9 protein-coding genes are annotated in these 8,406 nt (G+C 32.8%); all 9 read left to right on the top strand.

Features of this window, described 5'->3' with window-relative positions; translation table 11 throughout:
* Positions 1–104: 104 nt before the first annotated feature.
* Positions 105–2,735, top strand: a complete 2,631-nt coding sequence (alaS, locus tag HMPREF2576_RS11195; RefSeq protein ID WP_002493174.1) for an alanine--tRNA ligase — start codon at positions 105–107, stop codon at positions 2,733–2,735.
* 63 nt (positions 2,736–2,798) lie between these two features.
* Entirely contained in the window at positions 2,799–3,059 is a 261-nt protein-coding gene (locus HMPREF2576_RS11200) for an IreB family regulatory phosphoprotein (RefSeq protein ID WP_001830883.1), read from the top strand.
* Between the two features lies 1 nt (position 3,060).
* The gene (gene ruvX, locus HMPREF2576_RS11205) at positions 3,061–3,489 is read left to right on the top strand and encodes a Holliday junction resolvase RuvX (RefSeq protein WP_001830837.1); all 429 of its coding nucleotides are present in this window, start codon (positions 3,061–3,063) and stop codon (positions 3,487–3,489) included.
* A 14-nt stretch (positions 3,490–3,503) separates the two neighbouring features.
* Positions 3,504–3,812 carry a DUF1292 domain-containing protein gene (locus HMPREF2576_RS11210; RefSeq protein WP_001830855.1) on the top strand — a complete coding sequence of 103 codons (309 nt, stop codon included), beginning with the start codon at positions 3,504–3,506 and terminating at the stop codon, positions 3,810–3,812.
* Between the two features lie 428 nt (positions 3,813–4,240).
* Positions 4,241–4,876 carry an O-methyltransferase gene (locus HMPREF2576_RS11215; RefSeq protein ID WP_001830827.1) on the top strand — a complete coding sequence of 212 codons (636 nt, stop codon included), beginning with the start codon at positions 4,241–4,243 and terminating at the stop codon, positions 4,874–4,876.
* Between the two features lie 2 nt (positions 4,877–4,878).
* Positions 4,879–5,802: a peptidase U32 family protein gene (locus HMPREF2576_RS11220; protein WP_002456168.1), complete on the top strand. Its 924-nt coding sequence runs from the start codon at positions 4,879–4,881 to the stop codon at positions 5,800–5,802.
* Between the two features lie 17 nt (positions 5,803–5,819).
* Positions 5,820–7,088, top strand: coding sequence for a peptidase U32 family protein (locus HMPREF2576_RS11225; RefSeq protein ID WP_001830748.1), 1,269 nt, complete (start codon positions 5,820–5,822; stop codon positions 7,086–7,088).
* On the top strand, positions 7,088–7,711 hold the full coding sequence (gene udk, locus HMPREF2576_RS11230; protein ID WP_001830824.1) for a uridine kinase: 624 nt from the start codon (positions 7,088–7,090) through the stop codon (positions 7,709–7,711). Before HMPREF2576_RS11225 ends, udk begins: the two co-directional genes overlap by 1 nt.
* A gap of 30 nt (positions 7,712–7,741) precedes the next feature.
* Entirely contained in the window at positions 7,742–8,218 is a 477-nt protein-coding gene (gene greA / locus HMPREF2576_RS11235; protein WP_001830881.1) for a transcription elongation factor GreA, read from the top strand.
* The last annotated feature ends 188 nt before the right edge of the window (positions 8,219–8,406 follow it).

Consider the following 8,406-nt stretch of genomic DNA (forward strand, 5'->3'; position numbering starts at 1 on the left):
AACGTTCGTCCCTTTGTGGATGAACGTTTTTATATTCTTGAATAATACTCAACTATGACTATCTAACTGCGATAACAAAAACGTATGAAGGAGAGTTTTTATTTATGAAAAAAATGAAAGCTAGTGAAATTAGGCAAAAATATTTGGATTTCTTTGTAGAAAAAGGACATATGATTGAACCGTCTGCACCACTTGTACCTATCGATGATGATTCATTATTGTGGATCAATTCTGGTGTAGCTACCTTGAAAAAATACTTTGACGGACGCGAAACTCCTAAAAAACCAAGAATTGTCAATTCTCAAAAAGCTATACGAACAAACGATATAGAAAACGTCGGTTTTACTGCTCGCCATCATACTTTTTTTGAGATGCTAGGTAATTTTTCAATCGGTGACTACTTTAAACATGAAGCGATTGAATTTGCTTGGGAATTTCTAACAAGTGATAAATGGATGGGCATGGAACCTGAGAAGCTATATGTGACTATTCATCCTGAAGATACTGAAGCTTTTAGAATTTGGCATGAAGACATTGGTTTAGAGGAAAGTCGCATCATTCGAATAGAAGGCAATTTTTGGGATATCGGGGAAGGACCATCTGGACCAAATACAGAAATTTTCTATGATCGTGGATCGGCTTATGGAAAAGATGATCCTGCTGAAGAAATGTATCCTGGTGGTGAAAATGAAAGATATTTAGAAGTTTGGAATCTAGTGTTTAGTGAGTTTAATCACAATAAAGACAATACTTACACACCACTACCAAATAAAAATATTGATACTGGCATGGGATTAGAACGTATGACGTCTATCTCACAAAATGTAAGAACAAATTATGAAACAGACTTATTTATGCCTATAATTAAGGAAGTAGAACATGTTTCAGGAAAAAAATATTTAATTGATGATGCACAAGATGTTGCATTTAAAGTTATCGCAGACCACATTAGAACGATTTCTTTCGCAATTGCTGATGGCGCATTACCAGCTAATGAGGGTAGAGGATATGTATTAAGAAGATTATTACGCAGAGCAGTTCGCTTTAGCCAATCATTAGGAATTAATGAACCATTTATGTATAAACTTGTTGATATAGTCGCTGATATCATGGAACCATATTATCCAAATGTCAAAGACAAATCCAACTTTATTAAACGTGTCATTAAATCAGAGGAAGAACGCTTCCATGAAACGCTTGAGGAAGGTCTTACGATTTTAAATGAACTGATAAAAGAAGCGAAGAATAGTGATCAGGTTATTAAAGGTCATGATGCTTTTAAGTTATATGATACTTATGGATTCCCAATAGAATTAACTGAAGAATTAGCAACTCAAGAAAATTTGTCTGTTGATATGCCTACTTTTGAACAGGAAATGCAACAACAGAGAGATCGAGCTAGACAAGCTCGACAGAATTCTCAATCAATGCAAGTTCAAAGTGAAGTACTAAAAAATATTCAAGATGAAAGTCAATTTGTTGGCTATGAAACTACGGACTATCAATCATTAATAACTCATATCATATACAATGGTGAAGAAGTTAAACATGTTGAAGCAGGAGAAACAATTTACTTTATTTTAAGAGAAACGCCTTTCTATGCAGTAAGTGGTGGACAGGTCGCAGATAAGGGAACAGTTGGTAATGAGAGCTTTGAAATAAATGTAACTGACGTAACTAAAGCGCCTAATGGCCAAAACTTACACAAAGGTATTGTGCAATTTGGTGAAGCAACACAGAACGCGAAAGTAGAAGCACGTGTTAACAAAGAGGATAGACGACTTATTCAAAAAAATCATAGTGCTACACATTTATTACATGCTGCATTAAAAGAAGTATTAGGAGATCATGTTAATCAGGCTGGTTCGTTAGTAGAACCTGAAAGACTACGTTTTGATTTCTCACATTTTGGTCCTATGACACAAGAAGAAATTAATTTAGTAGAACGTAGAGTAAATGAAGAAATTTGGAGAGCTATCGACGTCTGTATTCAAGAAATGAGTATTGAAGAAGCCAAATCAATAGGCGCTATGGCTTTATTTGGTGAAAAATATGGAGATATTGTTCGCGTTGTCAATATGGCACCATTTTCAATAGAATTGTGCGGTGGAATACATGTGAATAATACTGCGGAAATTGGTCTCTTTAAGATTGTGAGTGAATCTGGAACAGGTGCCGGTGTTAGAAGAATTGAAGCTTTAACAGGTAAAGGTGCATTCTTACATCTTGAAGAAATTGAAACACAGTTTAATAATATTAAAAATCATTTAAAAGTTAAATCCGATAACCAAGTAGTTGAAAAAGTTAAACAACTTCAAGAAGAAGAAAAAGGACTGCTTAAACAATTAGAACAACGCAACAAAGAAATAACATCACTAAAGATGGGGAACATTGAAGAACAGGTTGAGTTGATTAATAATTTGAAAGTTTTAGCAACAGAAGTAGAAATTCCAAATCCAAAAGCGATACGTTCAACTATGGATGACTTTAAATCTAAACTTCAAGATACTATTATAGTGTTAGTCGGACAAGTTGATGGAAAGGTTTCTGTAATTGCTACAGTACCAAAATCACTTACAAATCAAGTAAAAGCTGGAGATCTTATCAAAAACATGACACCAATTATTGGTGGAAAAGGTGGAGGTCGTCCTGATATGGCTCAAGGTGGCGGAACTCAACCTGAAAAAATAACAGAAGCATTACGCTTTATTAAAGATTACATTAAAAATCTATAACTCCAATGAATAATGGTGTAGAATTAAAGTGAGTCAGAATACGCTTATTAAGGAGTGTCGTATATGGAAAATTTTGATAAAACAATGAAATTTAGTTATGAAGAAATTCCAAAGGAAGATGTCAAATCAGTTCTTCAGAATGTCCATCGTACATTAGAAGAACGTGGATATAATGCAGTTAATCAAATAGTGGGTTACTTATTATCTGGAGATCCTGCATATATTCCACGTCAAAATGAAGCAAGAAACCAAATACGTCATATAGACCGTGATGTAATTATGGAAGAACTCGTTTCAAACTATTTAAAAGAGTCTAAGAATTAATATGCTAAAGCATAAAATTTTAGGACTAGATGTTGGAAGTAAAACTGTTGGCATTGCTATAAGTGACCTTATGGGTTGGACTGCTCAAGGGTTAGACACACTCCGTATCAACGAAGAACAAGATGATTTAGGAATTGATCAACTCGTGAAGATTATTAAAGATAATCAAGTTGGAACTGTTGTTATTGGCTTGCCCAAGAATATGAACAATTCAATAGGTTTTCGGGGAGAGGCTTCAATAAAATATAAAGAAAAGTTACAAGAGTCTATCCCTTCTATTGATATTGTTATGTGGGACGAACGTTTAAGTACAATGGCTGCTGAAAGATCTTTACTTGAAGCAGATGTTTCAAGACAAAAAAGAAAAAAGGTAATAGATAAAATGGCAGCTGTATTTATTTTACAAGGCTATTTAGATTCTATTCAATAAAGGAGAAATTAAAAATGACAGAACATAATCACGATGCTGAGTTAACAATAAATAATGAAGAGGAATTACTTACGTTATATGATGAAAACGGAAATGAAGTTTTATACCGTAAAATGTTAGAATTTTATCATCCAGAATTCAAAAAAGAATATGTCGTTCTTGCAGAAGAAGGTGCACAATCAGATGACGAAGATATGATTGAACTTGTACCAATGATAAATGAACCTGATGAGTCTGGTGATGGTGGGAAATTAGTCCCTATTGAAACAGATGAAGAATGGGATATGATTGAAGAAGTTGTAAATACTGAGATTAACGAATAATCTTTAAAAGATGTTGTATGAGAAGTGTAATTGAGATTCTAGGTCTCTTACATCAAGGAATTATATTGAGAGGGAAAGTTTAATATTATTAAATTTTCAACTTAGTTACCATCTTAAATTACTTTCAAAATGCCTGAGACAATCAATGCTGTCCCAGGCATTTTAATATTAGAATTATTTAAATTTACCCTACTAATAATAATGCTTGGAGACATATTCGTATAATTGCCTCTTATAAAAATCTTTGAATTATGGTAAAATGTCTAAAGTTAATTTCTATGAATACTCATATTTACTTCTAATATAAAAGTATAGAAGAATTACTATTATAATCAGTCATTTTCATTGATTAACTATCAACATAATCAATACATGGGCTGATTTATTTTGTTTTTGTAATTGTTAATGATAAAGGAAGTTTTAATGATATGGATTCAAATCAAAAATATTTAGCACAATTACATCAATCAATTGATACTGAAATCGAAGAACTTAGAGTTTATGCTGAAGAAAATCAAGTTCCTATTGTAGATAAATTAACACTTGATTTGATAAGACAACTCATTCGAATGAATAGAACTAAAAATATTTTAGAAATTGGTACAGCCATTGGTTATAGTTCAATGCAATTCGCTAATATTTCGAAAGATATAAATGTAACAACAATTGAACGAAATGAAGACATGATTCATCTTGCAAAAAAGTTCATAAAAAAGTATCGATACCAGAATCAAATCCGTTTAATTGAATACGATGCTTTGAATGCATTTGAACAAGTCAATGACAAACAATATGATATGATATTTATCGACGCAGCTAAAGCACAATCAATGAAATTTTTCCAACTATATACACCGTTATTAAAAAAAGGTGGAATTGTGGTTACTGATAATGTTTTATATCATGGATTTGTTTCAAATATAGACGTTGTTCGTTCGAGAAATGTGAAACAAATGGTTAAGAAAGTGCAACAGTACAATGAATGGTTGATGGAGCAATCTCAATTTACAACAAACTTTATAAATATGGATGATGGATTAGCAATATCTATAAAAGGAGAATGACTATGGTTGAATTATTAGTTACTCCTAAGTCAATAACTCATATGGAAACACTAATAGATAAAGGTGCAGACGCATTTGTTATTGGTGAACAAAAATTTGGTTTAAGACTGCCGGGAGAATTTAATCGTGATGCTATGCAAGAAGCTGTAGCATTAGCCCATAAAAATAACAAAAAAGTATACGCTGCTGTGAATGGTATTTTCCATAATTACCACTTAGATGCCTTGGAAGACTATATTAACTTTTTACATGATATTCAAGTAGATCGCATTATATTTGGTGATCCAGCTGTCGTTATGTATGTTAAACAACACGAGCATCCAATTCCATTAAATTGGGATGCTGAAACTCTTGTAACGAATTATTTTCAGTGTAATTACTGGGGGAAAAAAGGTGCAAATAGAGCAGTTTTAGCTCGAGAACTTAGTTTAGATGAAATAATTCATATTAAAGAGCATGCTGATGTAGAGATAGAAGTTCAAGTTCATGGTATGACTTGTATGTTTCAATCCAAAAGAATGCTATTAGGAAATTATTATACTTTCCAAGAGCGACAAATGAAGATAGAACGCCAACATGATCATGGAGACTTATTATTATATGATGAAGAAAGAGATAATAAATATCCAGTTTTTGAAGATTATAATGGTACTCACATCATGTCTCCAAATGATATCTGTTTAATAGAAGAATTAGAGCCTTTTTTTGAGGCAGGAATAGATGCGTTTAAGATAGATGGTATTTTACAAAGTGAAGAATATATAAATGTAGTCACAGAGCAATATCGAGAAGCTATAGATTTATTTAATGAAGATCCGGATGCATATGAAGATGAAAAATTCATGCTCGTTGATCCTATAGAAGAAATACAACCTGAACATCGTCCATTCGACGAAGGTTTCTTGTATAAACAAACAGTATATTAAGGAGGCTTATCATTAAAATGAAAACTTTAGAAGAAGTTAAATCCAAAACCCAAAAGATAATGAAAAAGCCTGAACTACTTGCACCAGCTGGTAACTTAGAGAAACTTAAGATTGCTGTTCATTATGGTGCAGATGCAGTGTTTTTAGGTGGCCAAGAATATGGATTACGTTCTAATGCTGATAATTTTACTATGGAAGAAATTGCTGAAGGTGTAGACTTTGCTAATCGTTATGGCGCTAAAATTTATGTTACAACGAATATTATTGCACATGATGAAAATATGGAGGGACTAGAAGAGTACTTACAAAACCTTGAATCTACAGGTGCTACTGGTATCATAGTAGCGGATCCTCTTATCATAGAAACTTGTAAAAAAGTTGCGCCCAGATTAGAAATTCATTTATCAACACAACAATCACTTTCAAATTATAAAGCTGTTGAATTTTGGAAACAAGAAGGATTAGACCGTGTTGTACTTGCACGTGAAACTGGTGCAATGGAAATGAGTGAAATGAAAGAAAAAGTTGATATTGAAATAGAAGCGTTTATACATGGCGCAATGTGTATCGCATATTCTGGTCGTTGTACTTTAAGTAATCATATGACAGCTCGAGATTCTAATCGAGGTGGTTGTTGTCAGAGTTGTCGTTGGGACTATGATTTACTTGAAGTTGATAGTGATGGAGAATTAGATTTATATTACGACAATAGTGATGTTACTCCTTTTGCAATGAGTCCTAAAGATTTAAAATTAATAGAATCTATACCTCAAATGATGGAATTAGGCATCGATTCGTTAAAAATTGAGGGACGAATGAAATCTATACATTATATTGCCACAGTTGTTTCTGTATATCGTAAAGTCATTGATGCATATGCCGAGGACCCCGAAAACTTTAAAATAAAAACGGAATGGTTAATGGAATTAAATAAATGTGCCAATCGTGACACAGCACCAGCTTTCTTTCAAGGTACACCTGGTTATGAAGAGCAAATGTTTGGTGAAGAACAGTCTAAAAAATCATCTTATGATTTTTGTGGCCTCGTGCTAGATTATGACCATGAAACACAATTAGCAACAATACAGCAGAGAAATCATTTTAAACCAGGACAAGAAATTGAGTTCTTTGGTCCAGAAATTGATAGTTTTAAACAAGTTGTTGAAGCGATTTACGACGAAGAAGGTAATTCTTTAGATGCAGCACGTCATCCATTACAAATTGTACAAATTAAAGTAGATAAGCCTATTTATTCTAACAACATGATGAGAAAGGAAATTGGCTAATGAATCAGACAACGATTATTGGCATTGCAGGGGGTTCAGGCTCTGGGAAAACCACAGTTACTAATGCAATCATGAAGAATTTAGAAGGTCATAGTGTCGCACTCTTAGCACAAGATTATTACTATAAAGATCAATCACATTTAACTTTTGAAGAACGGCTTGAAACAAATTATGACCACCCATTTGCATTTGATAATGATTTACTTATTCATAATTTAAAAGATTTAAGAAATGGAAAACCAGTAGAGGTACCTACGTACGATTATTCTCAACATACACGTAGTAAAGAAACAATTGCATTTGATCCAAAAGATGTTATTATCGTAGAAGGTATCTTTGCTTTAGAAAACAACACATTACGAGACATGATGGATGTGAAAATTTATGTCGATACTGATGCTGATTTACGAATTTTACGTAGGCTTACAAGAGATACTAAAGAGCGTGGTCGTACAATGGAATCAGTAATTAATCAATATCTTAATGTAGTAAGACCTATGCATGAGCAATTTATTGAACCTACAAAAAAGCATGCTGACATCATAATTCCTGAAGGAGGCAGCAATAAAGTTGCCATAGATATTATGACTACTAAAATCCAGTCACTCGTAAGCAAAAAATAGTAATTTTTATAGTAAAGGAAGATGAGATTTATGGAAAACCAAAAACAATATCCTATGACTCAAGAAGGTTATGAGAAACTTGAACAAGAATTAGAAGAATTAAAAACGGTTAAAAGACCTGAGGTAGTTGAAAAAATAAAAGTAGCTCGTTCATTTGGAGACCTATCTGAGAACTCTGAATATGATGCTGCTAAAGATGAACAAGGCTTTATTGAACAAGATATACAACGTATTGAACATATGATTAGAAATGCGTTAATCATTGAAGATAACGGTGATAACAATGTAGTTCAAATTGGTAAAACAGTTACTTTTATTGAATTACCTGGAGATGAAGAAGAAAGTTATCAAATCGTTGGTTCTGCTGAAGCTGACGCATTTAAAGGAAAAATTTCTAACGAATCTCCAATGGCAAAAGCACTAATCGGTAAAGGATTAAATGATCAAGTACGTGTTCCACTTCCTAACGGTGGCGAAATGAATGTTAAAATCGTTGAAATTAAATAATTTACTAAATGGGGGAAATCGAACTTAAATATCATTGAAGTACTTTCCAAACTCGGTTCCGGATAGTAATATATATAAATTTTGAGTTCAATGAGTCTGGGATATAATTCCTAGCAAAATAGCCAGTAAATGAATTTTTTATAAATTCATTACTGGCTTCTTTATTGTATAAAGAAAACCATGCGCTA

The sequence above is a fragment of the Staphylococcus sp. HMSC063F05 genome, assembly GCF_001837075.1.
GTDB lineage: Bacteria > Bacillota > Bacilli > Staphylococcales > Staphylococcaceae > Staphylococcus > Staphylococcus epidermidis.

What these genes read in the sequence shown, in the direction of transcription:
- alaS (WP_002493174.1), top strand. Translation starts at nt 105, where the DNA reads ATGAAAAAAATGAAAGCTAGTGAAATTAGGCAAAAATATTTGGATTTC.
- HMPREF2576_RS11200 (WP_001830883.1), top strand. Translation starts at nt 2,799, where the DNA reads ATGGAAAATTTTGATAAAACAATGAAATTTAGTTATGAAGAAATTCCA.
- ruvX (WP_001830837.1), top strand. Translation starts at nt 3,061, where the DNA reads ATGCTAAAGCATAAAATTTTAGGACTAGATGTTGGAAGTAAAACTGTT.
- HMPREF2576_RS11210 (WP_001830855.1), top strand. Translation starts at nt 3,504, where the DNA reads ATGACAGAACATAATCACGATGCTGAGTTAACAATAAATAATGAAGAG.
- HMPREF2576_RS11215 (WP_001830827.1), top strand. Translation starts at nt 4,241, where the DNA reads ATGGATTCAAATCAAAAATATTTAGCACAATTACATCAATCAATTGAT.
- HMPREF2576_RS11220 (WP_002456168.1), top strand. Translation starts at nt 4,879, where the DNA reads ATGGTTGAATTATTAGTTACTCCTAAGTCAATAACTCATATGGAAACA.
- HMPREF2576_RS11225 (WP_001830748.1), top strand. Translation starts at nt 5,820, where the DNA reads ATGAAAACTTTAGAAGAAGTTAAATCCAAAACCCAAAAGATAATGAAA.
- udk (WP_001830824.1), top strand. Translation starts at nt 7,088, where the DNA reads ATGAATCAGACAACGATTATTGGCATTGCAGGGGGTTCAGGCTCTGGG.
- greA (WP_001830881.1), top strand. Translation starts at nt 7,742, where the DNA reads ATGGAAAACCAAAAACAATATCCTATGACTCAAGAAGGTTATGAGAAA.